Origin of the sequence: Lysobacter sp. Hz25, assembly GCF_046097045.1 — a bacterium.
Taxonomy (GTDB): Bacteria; Pseudomonadota; Gammaproteobacteria; order Xanthomonadales; family Xanthomonadaceae; genus Lysobacter; species Lysobacter antibioticus_B.
Map to the genome: position 1 here is coordinate 4,949,228 of NZ_CP175666.1, position 17,515 is coordinate 4,966,742.

Annotated in this window: 13 protein-coding genes; 8 read left to right on the plus strand and 5 right to left on the minus strand. The window is 67.3% G+C overall.

Features of this window, described 5'->3' with window-relative positions; all coding sequences use genetic code 11:
- Positions 1-248 precede the first annotated feature (248 nt).
- The 3 genes from purH (at position 249) to purD (ending at position 4,180) form a co-directional block, all read left to right on the plus strand.
- Positions 249-1,835 (plus strand): bifunctional phosphoribosylaminoimidazolecarboxamide formyltransferase/IMP cyclohydrolase, encoded by a 1,587-nt coding sequence (gene purH, locus ACKN61_RS20355; protein WP_408950981.1) that lies wholly within the window; start codon positions 249-251, stop codon positions 1,833-1,835.
- 84 nt (positions 1,836-1,919) lie between these two features.
- Complete coding sequence (locus tag ACKN61_RS20360) at positions 1,920-2,603, plus strand: hypothetical protein (protein ID WP_408950982.1); 684 nt, start codon at positions 1,920-1,922, stop codon at positions 2,601-2,603.
- 278 nt (positions 2,604-2,881) lie between these two features.
- A complete protein-coding gene (gene purD, locus ACKN61_RS20365; RefSeq protein WP_408950983.1) occupies positions 2,882-4,180 on the plus strand; it encodes a phosphoribosylamine--glycine ligase in 1,299 nt (432 codons plus the stop codon).
- Between the two features lie 267 nt (positions 4,181-4,447).
- Here purD and ACKN61_RS20370 read toward each other — a convergent pair whose 3' ends face one another.
- Together ACKN61_RS20370 and ACKN61_RS20375 are read right to left on the minus strand one after the other, a co-directional pair.
- Positions 4,448-6,070, minus strand: a complete 1,623-nt coding sequence (locus ACKN61_RS20370; RefSeq protein ID WP_408950984.1) for an FAD-dependent monooxygenase — start codon at positions 6,068-6,070, stop codon at positions 4,448-4,450.
- Between the two features lie 320 nt (positions 6,071-6,390).
- Positions 6,391-6,663, minus strand: coding sequence for a hypothetical protein (locus tag ACKN61_RS20375; RefSeq protein WP_031371175.1), 273 nt, complete (start codon positions 6,661-6,663; stop codon positions 6,391-6,393).
- 94 nt (positions 6,664-6,757) lie between these two features.
- On the opposite strand from ACKN61_RS20375, the gene ACKN61_RS20380 reads away from it, so the two are divergent.
- Both ACKN61_RS20380 and ACKN61_RS20385 read left to right on the plus strand, forming a co-directional pair.
- Entirely contained in the window at positions 6,758-7,225 is a 468-nt protein-coding gene (locus tag ACKN61_RS20380) for a hypothetical protein (protein WP_408950985.1), read from the plus strand.
- Between the two features lie 157 nt (positions 7,226-7,382).
- Entirely contained in the window at positions 7,383-7,988 is a 606-nt protein-coding gene (locus ACKN61_RS20385; RefSeq protein WP_408950986.1) for a mechanosensitive ion channel domain-containing protein, read from the plus strand.
- A 234-nt stretch (positions 7,989-8,222) separates the two neighbouring features.
- Here ACKN61_RS20385 and ACKN61_RS20390 read toward each other — a convergent pair whose 3' ends face one another.
- Both ACKN61_RS20390 and ACKN61_RS20395 read right to left on the minus strand, forming a co-directional pair.
- Complete coding sequence (locus ACKN61_RS20390) at positions 8,223-9,980, minus strand: CocE/NonD family hydrolase (RefSeq protein WP_408950987.1); 1,758 nt, start codon at positions 9,978-9,980, stop codon at positions 8,223-8,225.
- Between the two features lie 332 nt (positions 9,981-10,312).
- Positions 10,313-11,368 (minus strand): alpha/beta fold hydrolase, encoded by a 1,056-nt coding sequence (locus tag ACKN61_RS20395; protein WP_408950988.1) that lies wholly within the window; start codon positions 11,366-11,368, stop codon positions 10,313-10,315.
- Positions 11,369-11,830: 462 nt separating this feature from the next.
- On the opposite strand from ACKN61_RS20395, the gene ACKN61_RS20400 reads away from it, so the two are divergent.
- The 3 genes from ACKN61_RS20400 (at position 11,831) to ACKN61_RS20410 (ending at position 14,652) form a co-directional block, all read left to right on the plus strand.
- Positions 11,831-13,729 carry an MFS transporter gene (locus tag ACKN61_RS20400; RefSeq protein ID WP_408950989.1) on the plus strand — a complete coding sequence of 633 codons (1,899 nt, stop codon included), beginning with the start codon at positions 11,831-11,833 and terminating at the stop codon, positions 13,727-13,729.
- A gap of 136 nt (positions 13,730-13,865) precedes the next feature.
- A complete protein-coding gene (locus ACKN61_RS20405; RefSeq protein WP_031371169.1) occupies positions 13,866-14,204 on the plus strand; it encodes a CD225/dispanin family protein in 339 nt (112 codons plus the stop codon).
- Between the two features lie 28 nt (positions 14,205-14,232).
- On the plus strand, positions 14,233-14,652 hold the full coding sequence (locus ACKN61_RS20410) for a DUF2752 domain-containing protein (RefSeq protein ID WP_408950990.1): 420 nt from the start codon (positions 14,233-14,235) through the stop codon (positions 14,650-14,652).
- Positions 14,653-14,671: 19 nt separating this feature from the next.
- Here the strand turns inward: ACKN61_RS20410 and ACKN61_RS20415 are convergent, their stop codons facing one another.
- Complete coding sequence (locus ACKN61_RS20415) at positions 14,672-17,512, minus strand: TonB-dependent receptor domain-containing protein (RefSeq protein WP_408950991.1); 2,841 nt, start codon at positions 17,510-17,512, stop codon at positions 14,672-14,674.
- Positions 17,513-17,515: the final 3 nt, after the last annotated feature.

Here is a 17,515-nt window from a genome sequence, read left to right on the forward strand (position 1 = left end):
GTCGCTTGGAGGTTCGAGAACCGCAGCCCCTCCCGCAGTTGCCTCCTTTGCAAAAGCCCGTAGTTGCCCCCTTTTCAAAAGGGGGCGGCGCTTGCGCAGCAAACGCGGGGGATTTGCTTTTGCTCTAAGCCCCGGCCCGCCAAACCGCCCGAAACCACGCAATCCCCGCCCTGCCCGCATGAACGGCCGGCGCCCGGGTCCCCCGCAGCCTATAATTCCCGCGCCCTTCCGCTGCCCTACCTCCCCGAATGACCTCCGATCGCCTGCCCGGCACGCCGGTTAAAATCCGCCGCGCCCTGCTGTCCGTGTCCGACAAGACCGGTCTCCTCGAACTCGCCCAGGCCCTGGCCGCGCGCGGGGTCGAACTGCTTTCCACCGGCGGCACCGCCAAGGCCATCCGCGACGCCGGCCTGGCCGTGCGCGACGTATCCGAGGTCACCGGCTTCCCGGAGATGATGGACGGCCGGGTCAAGACCTTGCATCCGCTGGTCCACGGCGGCCTGCTCGGCCGCGCCGGCACCGACGATGCGGTGATGGCCGAACACGGCATCGCCGCGATCGACCTGCTGGTGCTGAACCTGTATCCGTTCGAGAAAGTCGCGGCCAATCCGGCCAGCAGCTTCGACGACATCATCGAAAACATCGACATCGGCGGCCCGGCGATGCTGCGTTCGGCGGCGAAGAACTTCGCCCGCGTCGCGGTCGCGACCGACCCGGCCCAGTACGCCGAGCTCATCGCCGAACTCGACGCCGGCGACGGCGCGCTCAGCGCCAAGACCCGCTTCGCCCTGTCGGTGGCCGCATTCAACCGCGTCGCCCAGTACGACGCCGCGATCAGCAACCACCTCTCGGCGATCGCCGAGGACGGCAGCGCGCAGACCTTCCCGGCTCAGCACAACGCCAATTTCGTCAAGGTCATGGACTTGCGCTACGGCGAAAACCCGCACCAGCAGGGCGCGTTCTACCGCGACCTGCATCCGGTCGCGGGCACGCTGGCCACCTTCACTCAGCTGCAGGGCAAGGAGTTGAGCTTCAACAACCTCGCCGACGCCGATGCGGCCTGGGAATGCGTGCGTCAGTTCGAGCGTCCGGCCTGCGTCATCGTCAAGCACGCCAACCCCTGCGGCGTGGCCGAAGGCGTGGCCTGCGGCGATGCCTACGAACTGGCCTACGCCACCGACCCGACCTCGGCCTTCGGCGGCATCATCGCCTTCAACACCAAGCTCGATGCGGCGACGGCGAAAGTCATCCTGGACCGCCAGTTCGTCGAGGTGCTGATCGCACCCGACTATGAAGACGGCGTGCTCGACTACGCCAAGAAAAAGGCCAACGTGCGCGTGCTGCGCATCCCGCACGGCGACGGCCGCAACCGGCACGACGTCAAGCGCATCGGTTCGGGCCTGCTGATCCAGAGCAGCGATCTGCGCGAAGTCGGCCGCGACGAGCTCAAGGTGGTCAGCAAGCTCGCCCCGACCGACGCGCAGCTCGCCGACCTGTTGTTCGCCTGGCGCATCGCCAAATTCGTCAAGTCCAACGCCATCGTCTATGCGCGCGACCACCGCAGCATCGGCATCGGCGCCGGCCAGATGAGCCGCGTCGTCAGCGCCAAGATCGCCGCGCTCAAGGCCGAGGAAGCCGGTTTGATCGTGCCCGGCTCGGTGATGGCCTCCGACGCTTTCTTCCCGTTCCGCGACGGCATCGACGCCGCCGCGGCCGCCGGCATCAAGGCGGTGATCCAGCCGGGCGGATCGATGCGCGACAACGAAGTCATCGCCGCCGCCGACGAGCACGGCCTGGCGATGGTCTTCACCGGCGTGCGCCACTTCCGTCATTGATCGAACGGCGCGGATGCGTTGCATCCGCGCCACTTGCGAACTCCCGACTTATCGCTGCCAGCCACTGGCGGCGCTCTCTCCGCCATGAACCGACCGTCGCCGCGACACACGCTGGGCCGTTCGATCGCACGCAAGCTGCTCGTGCTGGCGCTACTGTGCGTGGTCCTCGCCGGCTGGGCCGGCTGGCAGTATTCGCGCCGGCAGGCGGTCGACAGCGAAGTCCTCGGCGACTACCGCGCCGGCGGGCGCGCCGTCACCCTGCTGCTGGTCGAACCGGACGTGTCGTTGAACCTCGACGCCGGCCTGCGCCGCGACTCCACCGCGCGGCTCGCGCGCGCGCTCGAACGGCGCCTGAGCGACCTGGGTTACCGCACCCTCGCCTTGTCCGCGCGCAGCGACGAGGAACGCTTCGGCCAGACCGCGCAAGCCGGCGTCCGCAACGCCGCGATGCAACACCAGGCCCGCACCACCCAGGCGATTCGCGAGGCCGGCGCGCCGGTGCTACGAGTGTCGCTCGAGGGCATGAAGCGCGATGGCCGCGAGATCGCCGAACAGGCCTACCGGCTCGAACTGCTCGACCCGCAGACCCTGCAGCCCGCCTGGCGCGCGACCCTGACCTGGCGCGAGGGCCGCTATCAATCCCTCGCCCTGCTCTGGCACCTGCGCCAGAACCGGTTGCCGCCACCGCTGTGGGACAGCCTGGCCGACCTGGCCATGGCGAAGATGCGCGAGGACGGGGTGATTCGCGCCGAGGCGCTGATCCAGTAATGCCTGCTGCGCTTCGGGTCGCACGCCGACCGCGGCGATCGCCAGCTTTGGGGTAGGAGCGGCGCAAGCCGCGACCGCTCGAAGCCCGGCCCCTCCAGCGCAACGCACTTCTCCGAAGCGACACCTCTCCTGCTGAACCACCTCTCCGGCCGGAGATCGTGGCTTGCGCCGCTCCTACCCGGAGCCTCGCTGCGCCAGGCGAGCCGTGCAGCGGTCGCCCCGCCCCCTGCCAGCGCGTAAAATCGGCGGCTGATGTCCTTACCCCCGCTGGAGCACGCATGAAGATCCTCGTTATCGGTTCCGGCGGACGCGAGCACGCGCTGGCCTGGAAGCTGGCCCAGTCGCCGCGCATCGACGAGGTGCTGGTCGCGCCCGGCAATGCCGGCACCGCGCACGAGGAGAAGTGCCGCAACGTCGCCGTCGCCGCCACCGACATCGACGGCCTGCTCAAGCTCGCCGCCGACGAAGGCGTGGCGCTGACCGTGGTCGGCCCCGAAGCCCCGCTGGTCGCCGGCGTGGTCGACCGCTTCCGCGCCGACGGCCGCCGCATCTTCGGGCCCACCGCCGCGGCCGCCCAGCTCGAAGGCAGCAAGGCCTTCGCCAAGGACTTCCTCGCCCGCCACGGCATCCCGACCGCGTACTACGCCGTGCACACCGAGGTCGATGCCGCCCTCGCCTACCTGCGCGAGAAAGGCGCGCCGATCGTGGTCAAAGCCGACGGCCTGGCCGCCGGCAAGGGCGTCATCGTCGCCATGACTCTGGAAGAAGCCGAAGCCGCCGTCGTCGACATGCTGTCCGGCAACGCCTTCGGCGCCGCCGGCGCGCGCGTGGTGATCGAGGAATTCCTCGACGGCGAAGAAGCCAGCTTCATCTCGATGGTCGACGGCAAGCACGCGCTGCCGATGGCGACCTCGCAAGACCACAAGCGCGTCGGCGACGGCGACACCGGCCCCAACACCGGCGGCATGGGCGCTTACTCGCCGGCGCCGGTGGTCACGCCGGAAGTGCACGCGCGGGTGATGCGCGAAGTGGTGATGCCGACCGTCGAGGGCATGATCGCCGACGGCGTGCCGTTCACCGGCTTCCTCTATGCGGGCCTGATGATCGACCAGGCCGGTGCGCCCAAGGTCATCGAATTCAACGTCCGCTTCGGCGACCCGGAAACCCAGCCGGTGATGCTGCGCCTGGATTCTGACTTGCTCGACTTGGTCGAAGCCGCGCTCGACGGCAAGCTCGATAGCGTGCAGGCGCAGTGGAGCCCGCGCCCCTCGCTCGGCGTGGTCATGGCCGCGGCGAACTACCCGGAAACGCCGCAGGCCGGCGACGTCATCCACGGTCTGACCGCGCCGCAGCCGCCGCACGCCAAGGTGTTCCAGGCCGGCACCAAACTCGGCCCCAACGGCGAGGTGCTGACCGCCGGCGGCCGCGTGCTGTGCGTCTGCGCCCTCGGCGACGACGTCGCCCAGGCCCAGCGCGAGGCCTATGCCGCCCTCGCCAAGATCCGTTGGGACGGCGAGTTCCACCGCAACGACATCGGCTGGCGCGCGATCGAACGCGAACAGGCGGCGAATGGCTGAGGCCTAGGTTTTATCCACCGCTGCGCATAAACCGAAACGGCCGGAAGAGTCCCCTCTCCCGGCCGTTTCTCTGCCCCCGACGCTTCGGTCGCGACTCACGTCGCTCCTACAAGGCAACGCAGCCCAGGGTAGGAGCGGCGCAAGCCGCGACCGCCATGCTCCGATCTCGCGACGCCATCGACCCGGCTCCTGTAGGAGCGGCGTGAGCCGCGACCACGGAATACGCAGAAACCACAAAGCCGTCGCCGTCGATATAAACCACGACCGCTACGCCGTATTCGCTCCACCGAACCATTCGCTCAACGCCGTGCTCAACCCGGCATCGCTCCCATCACCCACCCAAGCCACGTACCCGTCCGGCCGGATCAACACCGCCGCCGGTGCCGTCACCGCACCCAACGCCGGCAACTCCCAGGCGCCGTCGTAACCAGCCTCGACCACGCGCACCCGGTCCGCCCAGGCCCCGATATCGACGGCACCGGGCGCACCGAAATCGAGCAGCACCGGCCGGGCCTCGCGCAACAAGGCATACACCCGCATCGACTCATCGCCGACGAGCAAGTCCAGATCCGGCATGCGCCGCCCGAGCAGCGGATGCCCGTCGCCGAGCTCGTAACGAATCCCCAATCCCGACAACATCGCCGCAAACCGCTGGCGCGACTCCTCCGCCCCGAGCAACTCCGCGACGGTCTCGCGCAAGGCCGTCGTACGCTCGTCGCCGCGCCGCAACGCGATCGACGCCATCGTCGTACGCAGCACTCGCGCCGCGACCGGATGGCGCTCGGCGTGATAGCTGTCGAGCAGACTGTCCGGCGATATCCCCTTGATCACCTGGGCCAACTTCCAGCCCAGGTTCACCGCATCCTGCACGCCGAGTTGCAGACCTTGCCCGCCATCCGGCGCATGCACGTGCGCGGCGTCGCCGGCCAACAACACGCGCCGCTCGCGATACGTCGCGGCCTGCCGCGTCGCATCGGTGAAGCGCGAGATCCAGGTCGGGCTGTGTACGCCGTAGTCGGTCCCGCACACCGCGATCAAGGCCACACGCAAATCCTCCAGCGTCGGTTCGCCGCCGGCCCCGACCTGCGCCTCGGTCAGCATCACCCGCACCGGCCCGGCGTCGCCGTAGATCACTTCGCCGTTACGGATCTCGTACTCGACCCGGCCGAAGGAATGGATGCCGAAGCCGCTGCGGTGGATACCCAAGGGCGGCGTCTGCGCCATCTCGACCTCGGCGATCAGATGGCTGGTGGTCGCGTCCCAACCGGGAAAATCGATGCCGGCCGCCTTGCGCACCCGGCTGCGCCCGCCATCGCAGCCGACCAGATACTGGGCACGCAAACTCGTACCGTCGGACAGCGCGACCTCGACGCCGGCCTCGTCTTGCACCAAGCCCACTACCTCGCATCCGCGATGGATGTTCACGCCGAGCTCGTCGACCCAGTCGGCGAGAATGCGTTCGATATGGTTCTGCCACAGCCCGAGCCCATAGGGATGGCGGGTCGGAAAGCCGCTCAAATCCAGCATCACCCCGGCGAAGCCGGCGACCTGCGCCACCTGCCCCTGCGCGAGAAACCGATCGACGATGCCGCGCTGATCCAGCGCTTCGAGCGTGCGCGCATGCAGCCCGCCCGCGCGCGACCCGGCCAGCTCCCGGCTCGCGCGCCGCTCGACCACGACCACGTCGACACCGGCCAAAGCCAACTCGCCCGCCAACATCAAGCCGGTCGGCCCGCCACCTGCGATGACCACCGCATGCCGACTCGCCGCGCGCTCGTCGTGCCCCTGATTCGCGCGCAGCGCTGGATAGCGGCGATCCGTCGCCGTATCACTCGCGCCACCGTGATTCGCGCGCTCCCGCACCGCCCATTTCGATAACCACATGCTCATAGCCCGTCTCCCGGTTCCGTAGCCTCGCTACGGCGGGCGATTGAGCACCACGCCCGGGGGCTTGCCGCAAGCCCCCAGTCGGCTAAGATATTGATAGGGACGGAGCTGCCTTCCTATCGAAAACGCCCCGTCCCCCTTGTCGGAGCGGCGCACGCAGAACCCACCGCCGCGCCGACGACCAGCGACACAGGGGTAGGAGCGGCGCAAGCCGCGACCACGGGACGCGCAGAAGCCTCACCCTTATCGCCGAATATCGAGGCCGCGCAAGCCAAGGCCCCATTTCGCGCCGTCCGCCTCACACCAAGGCGAGAGAGAAACCGCTACGCAGCGCCCTCCTCAGGCGCCGGCTGCAAGGCCACCACCACGACCTCCAACTCGGCGATCTCCTTCTCCAGGGCGTCGTACAACTCGCCCTGTCGCGTCATCAGTTCCTCGATGTTTTCCGCCTGCTTGAGCTTCTTCAACTCGCCGTCGAACAGCAGCCACTGCGCGGTCAATTGCTCGACGTAGTTCTTGGCGTAATGACGCATTTCCTTGAGCTGGTTCAGCGCCGCATTGACCTGGTCCAACGGTGTCTTGGTATCCGCAGACATATCCGACCTCCTCTTCACCAAGGTGCCGGCCCCAGGGTAACGAGGCCATGCAGGCTCGATGTGAAATTCGGCATCGCTTTGCACCATTCAGGCTATGAACGTTCACCCGATGCCGACATTTCCGAACGCGCCGTCGGCCGTGCCAGACTTGGCGCCCAATCAAGATCGCAGCGTCGCAGCCACCACGGAAATCAGACAATTCATGGCACCGTTTCGAGACGGATGGACGAAGCAAGACATCGAAGCCGCAGTCGCACGCGGGTTGCCCGAAGAACTCCTGTATGTCCCCATCGTGATCGGCATGGACCCGCCCGATTGCGGGTGGGCAGAAGCAATCTGTCTGTCGCTGGTCGGGCACCCGGACTTCAACGTCAGAAGTAATGCCGTCCTCGGGCTCGGCCATCTTGCCCGTACCTGCCGCCGCCTCGACCTCGCGGCCGCCGTTACCGCAATCGCCGCGGGCTTGCACGACGAGAACGCGCACGTCCGCGGCCAGGCCGACAACGCCGCGGACGACCTGCTTCATTACCTCGGAGTCCGGGTGCCGGGCCACGTCCCCTAGAGCGCCGACCGCGGAGCGCCAACCGCGCTCAACTATCGCGAACCGCAGGCGACCGATGCCGAAACGTCGGCATGCAGCGAGTGCGGTCGAGCACGACGCGCTAACCAATGTCCTCTTACACTGCCGGTCAATTTTTCGAGCCAAGGACACCGCACCCATGTCGCCGACGATCGCACAAGGCGCCTATATCGCCATGAAGCTGGGCGAGGCTCTGGCGATCCTGGTCGGGGCCTGGCTATTGACTACGTTGCTGCGGCAATTGGTGCGGCGGATCTGCGCCCGCTACGACATCGCGCCGGCGTTCGGGCTGGGGCTGCGGCGGGTGCTGAGCACCTTGATCTACATCACCGCGCTGCTGCTGTTCCTCAACCGGCTCGGCATTTCCGGCTCGGTGGTGTGGACGACGCTGACCGGCTTCGTCGCGGTCGGTGCGGTGGCGTTCTTCGCCGCGTGGAGCGTGTTGTCGAATATTTTCTGCGCGTTCCTGATCCTGACCACGCGGCCGTTCCGCTTGTACGACTACATCGAGGTGCTGGAGAACGGCGACAAGCCGGGGCTGCGCGGGCGGGTCGTCGACATCAACTTCATCTACACCACCTTGCAGGAGATCCACGCCGACGGCGAGGACTCGGTGCTGCAGGTGCCCAACAGCCAATTCTTCCAGCGCACTACGCGGCGCTGGCGGCAGGAGCCGGCGTGGTCGCGGATCGCCCGAGAGCGGCCCGAAGGTTCGGCAGATTGGCAGGATGCGGCGGGGCGTTGAGTGGGGTGGGTGCTAAGCGACAGCGGCCGTTGTTGCCCCCGTTAGGAAAGTAGACGGTGTCTGCGCGGCAGACGCGGGGATTCGAGCTTTTGCTATCACTTTGCGTCAGCGCAAAAGCAAATCCCCCCTGCCCCCCCCTTTTCCAAAGGGGGGACCGGCGAAAGCGGCGCCTTAGACTGTAGAGGGGATAGGCGGCAGTTTGCCGTTGCCCCCTGTTGAAAAGGGCGCCGCGGCTCAGGGCGTTTCGTAACTCAAGGTGGTGTCGTTGGGCAGCACCAGCTTGCTGCTCGCCAGGTCGAGGATGATCTGCGAGCCCGTGGCCAACGGCGCCATGCTCGGCCCCGGTTGCCCATAGAACATCAGATCGCCCGCGGCGAGCAGCACCAGCCGGTTGCCGGCATGCACCACGTCTTCCTGCGGATAGAAGTTCACCCCGACGTATTGCGGTTCGCCGGCCACGCTCGGCTTGCCGTGCGCCAGACTCTCGGCGTGATTCAGGCTGAGCGAGGCGAAGTTGAACGGACGCAGCGTGCCGTCCGGCAATTGTTCGGCGAGGGTCAGCATCAGGTTGGCGCGCGCGCCGGTGGAGGCGACGATACCCTCGAAACGCGGCATGCCGGACAGGTGCAAGTCGTTGGTCAGCGGCGCGGTGACGAACGCGACACGATCGTCGGGCAACGGCGTCGTTTCGTTGACGTCCTGGCCGGAATAGTCGTTGTAGTCCGCAAAGCCCACGCTCTGGGTGGTGCCGAGCGTTCCGGTTACCTGCGGGTACAGCGTCACCTTCTTGCCGGTCGCGGGCCACCGCGGCTCGTTGCGCCACTTCCCGGCGTCGTCTTTCACCTGCACCCTGGGCGCGTCGAGGATGCCGGTGTTGCGATTCTTGAGGAACTGGTCGAACCACGCCGTCATCACCGTTATCCAGTCGCTGCGGTCCGGCCAGGCGTGATCCCACTGGCCGAGCCAGGCCTTGAACGGCACGTTGCTGCCCTGCAAGGCTTCGATCCAGCCCTCCATGTTGTGCGGCTTGACGTTCCAGTCCTGCAGGCCGTGGATGTAGAACACGCTGGCGCGCTTCTTCGAGGGGTCGGCCTTGAGTGCGGCAAGATGGTCGCGCGCCTGCCAGTACGGGGTCTTGTCGCCGGCGACGAGGGAGGTGAAACCTTCCGCGGTAACGTCGATGCGCTCCTTGCAGACCTCGCCGATCACCGCATCGGGCGCGGTGACCGGATCGAGCAACTGGCTGCCGCCTTCCAGGCCGGCCGGGACCATGCCGTCGAGCAGCCAGTAGTAGGTATTGAAGCCCCGGGTGTCTTCGATCGTCACGCCGTTGACGTAGTTGTACTTGTACATATCGGAAAGGCCGCTGATCGGCACGATCGTCTTCAGGTGCGGCGGCGCTTCCACCCACAGGTCCTGCGGCGCGGTGCCGTCGTAGCTCACGCCCATCGCGCCGACCGCCTGGTTGGACCAGGGCTGGGCGGCGAAGTACTCGATCGCGGTCGCCATGTCCTTGGCCTCCTGCGGTCCGCCGATGCTGAAGCAACCGCCGGACGCGCCGGTGCCGCGCATCGACAGGATGCCGAAGGCATAACCGCGCTTGATCAGCTCCTGGAACGGCTCGGCGATGGCGATGTTCAGCGGCTGGTTGGCGGCGCTGCTGACCGGTCTGGTCATAGTCGGATCGCCACCGCCGTAATACGGGGTGAGTTCGAGCACCAGCGGCACCGGACCGGTCAGGTTCGGCCGCACGATCCAGGCATCGAGTTCCACGCCGTCGGCCATGGTGATGCGGTGATGCTCGGTGATGCCGGTCATCCAGCTCACCCCGGGAATGGGCTGCGACACGTCGTGCAGGTAGCTCGACACGGACGCCGACGGCGTCACCTGCGGCGTGTCGACAGGCAGGGTGCCGAGATCCAGGGCGGATACCGCCGGAATAGCGAGAGCGACGAGCAGGACGGCAATAAAGCGGCAATGACGGACGGACATGGACCGGGCTCCTACGACGGATGCGGCCAATGTCGACATTGCCGCCGGCGTCCGGCACCCGGCAAAACCCTCAGCGGCATGACGGAAAACCACCAATGCGATTCAGTGGTGACGGCAAGAGCGATGGCTTGGCACTTGCGCGGCTTGGTGTAGACAACGCCGTTTGCCGTTGCCCCCCCTTTGGAGAGGGGGCGGCGCCTGTGCAGCAGGGCGCGGGATTTGCGCTGTTGCTGTTGTGGTTACGCTGGGTTGGAGCAAGGCCTCCATTCCCCCTCTTTTTCAAAGAGGAACGGCAACAACAGTAGCCTGACGCACCGCTGCGAACGGTCGCCTCACAGCGCGGTCACCTCGACGATGGCCTGCGCGAATGCCTCCGGCGCTTCCTGCGGCAGGTTGTGGCCGATGCCGCCCCGCAGTTCGCGGTGCGCGTAGGGGCCGGTGAACTTGCGCGCATAGGCCGCCGCCGGCGGGTGCGGGGCGCCGTTGGCATCGCCTTCCAGGGTGATGGTGGGCACGGCGATGGCCGGCGCCTGGGCCAGGCGCGCTTCGAGCTCGTCGAATTGCGGTTCGCCTTGGGCCAGGCCGAGACGCCAACGGTAGTTGTGGATCACCACCGCGACATGGTCGGGGTTGTCGAACGCGGCGGCGCTGCGCTCGAACGTCGCGTCGTCGAAGCGCCATTGCGGCGAGGCCAGTTCCCAGATCAGGCGCGAGAATTCGCGCCGGTTCTGCGCATAGCCGCGCTCGCCGCGTTCGGTGGCGAAGTAGAACTGGTACCACCACTGCAGCTCGGCCTTCGGCGGCAAGGGCGCCTGGTTGGCCTGCTGGCTGCCGATCAGGTAGCCGCTGACCGAAACCAGGCCCCGGCAGCGCTGCGGCCACAGCGCGGCCAGGATGCCGGCGGTGCGCGCGCCCCAGTCGCAGCCGCCGACGATCGCCGAGTCGATGCCGAGCGCGTCGAGCAAGGCGATGGAGTCGGCGGCGAGCGCGGCCTGTTGGCCGTTGCGCGGGGTGTCGGCGGAGAGGAAGGCGGTGGCGCCGTAGCCCCGCAGATAGGGGACGATGACGCGGTAGCCGCGCGCAGCCAGACGCGGCGCGACCTCGACGTAGGTGTGGATGTCGTAGGGCCAGCCGTGCAGCAGCAGCACCGGCGGACCATGGCGCGGGCCGAGTTCGGCGTAACTGACGCGCAGCACGCCTGCGTCGATTTGCTTGAGCGGGCCCCAGACGGCCGCAGTGGCGGCACGGCGAGGGCCGGCGCTGCCGGCGGGCTCGGCAAAGACGGAACCGACAGCGCCGAGCGGAACGGCGAGCAGAGCCAGGGCGGCGCCGCCGAGCAGGCTGCGGCGTTGCGGGTCGTGTGGGCGGTCGGTCGATGCGGCGGTCATGGCGGGCTCCTGGCGCGGTGGGCGGACCAGGGCATTCGACCGTGACGGGGTATCCGGCGCGTGTCCGCGGCCACCGGGTTTTGTATGCAAGCCGGGCGGGAACGGGCGCGGATACATTGGGATACACAAAGACGGCGGGGGCGTGGCTTCGAACGCGGGGAGGGCATGGAGCGCGGTTCTTTGGAGCGAGAACGGCCCCCTGCCCCCTTCTCGAAGGGGGAACGGCAAGACGGTTCTTGGGCGGAACCGCAAAGGCGGGTCGAGAGGAACGGCCATCGCAGCGTGGCGGGACCGCCGTGGTAAAGGCGTTGCGGCTTGGCGCCGTAGCTTCGGGGTCTACTTTTCCGCTACTCCGCCCGTTCCCGCTACACGGCGCGGGGATGGGTTTGTTAGGCTCGCCCGGCGAATCCTTCGCGCGAGCCGCACATCGACGTGCGGGTTTGATCGGACAAGCAGGACGGCATGGCGCACAACCAGTTCGCGTTGCTCACCCAACGGCGTTTCCTGCCGTTCTTCCTGACCCAGGCCCTGGGCGCCTTCAACGACAACGTCTATCGGCAGGCGATCATCGGCCTGTTGTTCTATCTCGGCGTCAGTCCGGAGCAGCGCACGCTCTATACCAATCTCGCGCCGGCGCTGTTCATCCTGCCCTACTTCCTGTTTTCGGCAACCGCGGGCCAGATCGCCGAGAAGCTTGAGAAGCACAAGCTGATCCGCATCACCACGACCATGGAAATCGCGATCATGTCGCTGGCCGCGGTCGGGTTCCTGACCCAGAACCTGCCGGTGCTGTTGATCGCGCTGTTCGGCACCGGGCTGCAGTCGACCCTGTTCGGACCGGTCAAGTATTCGATCCTGCCCTCGGTGCTCAAGCCCGAGGAACTCACCGGCGGCAACGGCCTGGTCGAGATGGGCACCTCGATCTCGATCCTGGTCGGCATGATCTTCGGCGGCCTGATCTTCAAGCTCGCCGGCAGCCACGGCCCGGTGGTCGCGGCCAGCGCCATCGTCGCCCTGGCGATCACCGGCAACATCGTCAGCCGCCTGATCCCGCGCGCCGACGCCGGCGAGCCGGGGCTCAAGATCAACTGGAACCCGATCCCCGAGTCGGTCAGGGTGCTGCGCATGACCCGGCGCCAGCCGGCGGTGCGAAACTCCGTGCTCGGGGTGTCGTGGTTCTGGTTCGTCGGTACGGTGCTGACCTCGCAATTGCCGACCTACGCCGTCGACAACCTCGGCGGCGCCGAGACGCTGTACATCTTCGCCCTGGCGCTGTTCTCGGTCGGCACCGGCGTGGGCTCGATGTTGTGCGAACGGCTGTCGGCACGCACCGTCGAGATCGGCCTGGTGCCGCTCGGCGCGTTCGGCATGAGCGCCTTCATGGTCGACCTGTTCTTCGCCCGCAGCGGCGCGGCCACGGTCAGCGGCCTGGAAGTCGCCGGTTTCATCGCCCAGCCGGGCAGTTGGCGGATCATGATGGACCTGGTCGGCATCGGCGTGTTCGCCGGTTTCTTCGTCGTGCCGCTGTTCGCGCTGATCCAGAACCGCACGCCGAAGAACGAACTGTCGCGCGTGATCGCCGGCATGAACATCCAGAACGCGGCCTTCATCGTCCTGGCCGCCGCGCTCGGCGTGATCGTGCAGAAGTTCTTCCACTGGACCATCCCGCAGATCTTCCTGGCCCTGGCGATCGCCAATGCCGTGGTCGCGATCTACATCTTCACGATCGTGCCCGAGTTCCTGATGCGCTTCCTGAGCTGGGTGCTGGTGCGCACCCTGTACCGGTTGCGGGTGTCGGGCACCGAACGCATTCCCGACGAAGGCGCGGCGCTGGTGGTGTGCAACCACGTCAGCTACATGGACGCGTTGATCCTCAGCGCGAGCATCCCGCGGCCGGTGCGCTTCGTCATGTACTACAAGATCTTCAACATCCCGGTGATGAGCTGGATTTTCCGCACCGCCAAGGCGATCCCGATCGCCGGCGCGAAGGAAAACCCGGAGGTGATGCGGCGCGCGTTCGAGGAAATCGAGGCCGCGCTCGACGACGGCCAACTGGTCGGCATCTTCCCCGAGGGCGCGCTGACCAAGGATGGCGAGATCGCCAAGTTCAAGTCCGGCGTCGAACACATCCTCGACAAGCGGCCGGTGCCGGTGATCCCGATGGCGCTGCGCGGCATGTGGTCGAGCATGTGGAGCCGGCGCAACGCGCGCGCCGAAGGCGGTCGCCTGGCGCGGATGCGAGTGCCGCGGCGTTTCCGCGCCCATGTCGAAGTGGTGGCCGACGCGCCGGTGCAGGCAGAAACGGTCAGCGCCGAATCGCTGGAAGCCCAGGTGCGCGCGCTGCGCGGCGACCGCGCCTGAGCGCCGCGGCCCAGCGGTATATCGGGCCGCACATCGGGCCTCGAACGCCCGGCCGGGAGTGCCGGGCCGCAAGGCGCGCTGATAGGATGCCCCGACCGCCGCGTCGCGGCATCCATCGTTCGAGAAAGGGGATCTCATGAATCAGCCGTCCGCCGGAGCACCGGTTTCGCCGTACCCGAATTACCTCGCCTGGTCGATCACGGTCACCGTGCTGACGTTCTGCCTGTGCTGCATGGTCGGCTCGATCCCCGGCATCGTCGCGATCGTCTACGGCAGCCAGGTCAACGGCAAGTTCGCTTCCGGCGACGAGGCCGGCGCGCGCCGCGCATCGGAGAACGCGAAGATCTGGACCTGGGTCTGCACCGGCCTGGCCGTGCTCGGCCTGATCTGGATGATCGTGTCGTTCTTCATCAACGGCGCCTCCTTCCTGTACGGCGATGCGCTGCAGGAATTCCAGCGCATGCAGACGCGCTGATCGCTTCAGGCAGCGCCGCAGCGACACCATGAAACCCGGATCGCGCCATCTCGCACTCGCCGCGACCGCCGCAGCCTCCACGGCCGCGGCGGCCGCCGGTGTGTGGGTGTTGCGGCGCTTCGACCCCAGCGCCGCCGGCAGCCCGCTGCCGGGTTGTCTGTTCTACGAGTTCACCGGCCTGTACTGCCCCGGCTGCGGCATGACCCGCGCCTTGCACGCGCTGGTGCACGGCGACCTCGCCCAGATGATGGCGATGAACCCGCTGCTGCCCTTGTTGATGATCGCGGTGCCCTTGCTGGCGCTGCAGGGCTTCGGTTATCGGCTGCCGTTGCCGAAGGCCGTCGTCGCCACGCTGATCAGCGCGAAATTCTGGATCGGCCTGCTGTTGGGCTTCTGGTTGCTGCGCAACCTGCCGTGGTGGCCGTTCGCCTGGCTCGCACCGGGCTGATCGCGCGCCGCCTGGCCGCTCAAAAACGATACGTCGCGCTGACCAGGTAATAGCGCCCGACCGGATCGTCGTCGACGATGCTGTAGCCGCCCGGGCTTTCGTCGTAATTGACCGGCGTGTGGTCGCTCAGATTGCTGACGTTGAGGCTCAGCAGCCAGTGCTCGAAGCCGCCGTAGGCGATGTTGAGATCGGTCACCGTCGCGCTAGGCGTGCGGCATTTGCCGCTGACCTGCCAGGTCTTGTAACAGCTCTTGGTAGGGTCGCCGAAATCGACCTTGGCCGGCCCCATGTAACGCAGGTTGAGGGTCGTGATCCAGTTGCGGTAACTCCACTGCACGCTGCCGAGCGCGCTGCGATTCGGCGTGGTGTAGCCGGCGTAGTCGAGCGCATCCACCTTCGGGTGCGAGCGGCGGATCAGGTGATCGAGGTAGTGGCCGTTGAGGCGCAGCGCGAACTTGCCCAGGCGCGCGGTCTCGAAGCGGTAGTCGGCGTCGAACTCCCAACCGCGCACGTCGGTGCTGCCGACGTTGTCGAGGTACATGTTGACGCCGATCAGGTAACCGTCGGAATCGCGCACCAGGGCTTCGGGGTACAACTCCGGCCGTTGCAGCGAGTTGATCACCAGGATCTCGTTGTTGCGGCGGATGCGGTAGTGGTTGACGCTCAGGCTGAAAGCGTCGGTCGGCGACCAGATCATGCCGAGCGTGCGGCTGTGCGAGGTTTCCGGCCTGAGCTTGGAATTGACGGTGGCGTGCTTGTCGACCTGGCAACTGGTTTCGCTGAGCTGGATCAGGCAAGGGTCGGTGACCGGGTTCCACGGCACGATCGCGGTGTCGCCGAAGGTCATCGGCCGGCGCATCTCGAACAGGGTCGGCGCGCGATAGCCTTCGCCGACCGAGCCGCGCAAGATCAGGCTTTGCAGCGGCGACCATTTGAACCCCGCCTTCGGCGAGACCCGGCTGCCATGGCCGCCGTTGTGGTCGACGCGCCAGGCGGCGTCGATCGACAGGCTCTCGTGCAGCGGCAGGTTCATCTCGGCGTACAGCGCGGAGTCGTAGCGATGCGAATTGCGCGCCTCCATCTTCTGCGCCAAGGCCACCTCGCCGCGCATGAACGCCCCGCCGGGGCGGCTGCGCAGGCGTTCGCGGCGCGCCTCGGCGCCGACCGCGACGGTGGCGTCGCCGGCGGGCATCGCGAACAGCGGGCCGTCGAAGTTGGCGACCACGCTGTCGAGGATGACTTCGCCGCCGAGGGTGTTCTGCGGCGAGATCTCCTCGATCACTTCTTCGGTGTTGCCTGTCTTGGTGAAACTGAATTTTTCCGCTTCGACCGCTTCTTCGAGCTTGGGCTCGTCGATCAGGCCGTCGATGCGGTTGAGCACCTTGTTGCGGCGCTGGGCCAGGCTCACATCCCACTCCCAGCGCCCGCGATAGCCGCGGAAACCCAGGGTCGAGTCGCGGGTGGTGGTGGTGGTGCGGTTGCGCACCGGCCCGACCTCGGAGAAAGCGTAGGCCAGGGGCAGGATCGGCATCGGCGCGAACGCGTCGGGGCTGTCGTCGGGCAGGTTCACCAGGCCGAAGAACGGCGCGTTCTGCATCTCCAGGACCACCCGGGTCGCGCGCACGTCGGCGTAGATTTCGCTGTGGCTGCCGACCGGTTGGCGGTAGTGGCCGTAGAAGGCGTTGCTGGTGATGCCCGGCTGCAGGCTGACGTAGCGGGCGCGGTCGAGGCTGCAGGCTTGGCCCTCGTTGCCGACGTCGAGGTCTTCGCAACCCTTGATGGGAATGTAGTAATTGCCGAAGTAATAGCCGAACGGAATGCGCGCATCCTGCAATCCGGTGTCTTCCTGATTGACCGTACTCCAGTCGCGCTGGCTGCCGACCAGCGGGTTGCGGGTGAAGTGATCGGCGCTGAGGAACACGTTGCCGCCGCCGCGGGTCTGCAGGCCCAGGTTGGCCGACAAGCGCTGCTGCTCGGCGTCGCCGCGCTCGGATACGCCGAAATTGGCGGTGACTTCGCCGCCGCTGTAGTCCTTCTTGAGGATGATGTTGACCACGCCGGCCATGGCGTCGGCGCCGTAGATGGCCGAGGCGCCGCCGTGCAGGATCTCGATGCGGTCGATCATGCTCAACGGGATGCCGTTGAGATCGCTGAGCGCGCCCATGTCGGTGGAGACCAGGCCGTAGTTCGCGATGCGCCGGCCGTCCACCAGGAACAGGGTCGCGCGCGGGCCCAGCGAGTACAGGCTCGACGAGGCCGCCGCGGCCGAGGGCACCTGCGAGGCGCCGCCGGCGGTGGCGACGTCGCGCGGATGGTGGCCGGTCATGCCCGGCATCAGCCGCAGCAGGTCGAACAGGGTCTGGTGCCCGCTCGAGCGGATCTGCTCGCGGGTGATGATGGTCAGCGGGGTCGAAGTCTGGAAGGCCGAGCGCGGGATGCGCGTGCCGGTCACGTGCACGGTGTCGAGCTGGGTCGGCGAACCCGGACCGGAGGTGTCCCGTCGCACGGTCGCACGAGGCGTCGCGACCGGTCGCGGGCGCGGCACAACCTGCAGCAAGTAGGTATTGGCGTTTACGGCCACCGCCGTGAGGCCGGTGCCCTGCAGCAAACGGGCCAGTGCGTCGCGCGCCGAGACATGGGCGTTCAGGCCGCTGCTGCGGCGGTTCGCCACCAACGACGGGGAATAGAGGATCTGTACGCGGCTTTGGGCCGCGAAGGCATTGAGTGCGTCATCCAGAGCGCCGGCCTGGATGCGGTAGCCATCTGCAGTGAAATCGCCTTTGGGAGCCTGGTAGGCCCCGACTTCAGGCGCGAATGTCAGCGCGACGGAAACGATGAACGCATAAGAAATCTTGACCATCCA